The sequence below is a fragment of the Halorubrum salipaludis genome, from assembly GCF_002286985.1.
Classification (GTDB): domain Archaea; phylum Halobacteriota; class Halobacteria; order Halobacteriales; family Haloferacaceae; genus Halorubrum; species Halorubrum salipaludis.
In genome coordinates this window covers 1-651 of record NZ_NSKC01000021.1, presented here as the reverse complement: position 1 = coordinate 651, position 651 = coordinate 1, and the positions used below count along the sequence as shown (strand labels likewise).

Annotated in this window: 1 protein-coding gene; it reads left to right on the top strand. The window is 55.3% G+C overall.

All coding sequences use genetic code 11. The annotated features are described in order from the left end of the window. On the top strand, positions 1–651 hold a 651-nt coding region (locus tag CK500_RS16600), incomplete at both ends, for a nucleotidyltransferase domain-containing protein (RefSeq protein WP_198951604.1).

Here is a 651-nt window from a genome sequence, read left to right as displayed (position 1 = left end):
ACGGAATTAAACCCCGCACAGAGTGTATCCATATCTGTTCCAATACCCGTCTCAGACGCGGATTTATTCAAAAGCAAGGCAACGAACGACATCTTGCTATTTTTAACGAATCACCGATTCAAACAGTTCTCAATGCGCGAGGTGGCTGACCAGATTGGCCATTCCCAACAGACGGCTCGGAGAGCGATCAATACTCTCGTCGAGAACGGGTTAGTGGTTGAATCGCCCGAAAGCAATCAACGACTCGTCCGGATCAACCGAGAGCGACTTGCTGTGCCGGACGACCCGATCCTCCGAATACCGCAACCAGAGTTCCACAAGCCCGTGAAGGCCGCTGTCGACGAACTCACTGGCCGTCTCAACGGCGTCATCGGGATCGTCCTGTACGGAAGCGTGGCGCGTGGCGAAGCCGATCGGCGCAGCGACATCGACGTCTGGGTACTCACCACGAACGAACGAGCCCCAAACCAGCGGGAGGCGAACGCTGTTGGTCGCGACCTCGAAGACGCCGAGTTCGACGGCAACAGGTATGCTTACGACATCGACGTTGAAGCGGTCCAAGCGATTCCCACGTATACCGACGACATCCGGGAAATTGTCGTTTCAGGAATCCCGATCTACAGCACTAACCAGTTTGAGACGGTCGAAAAG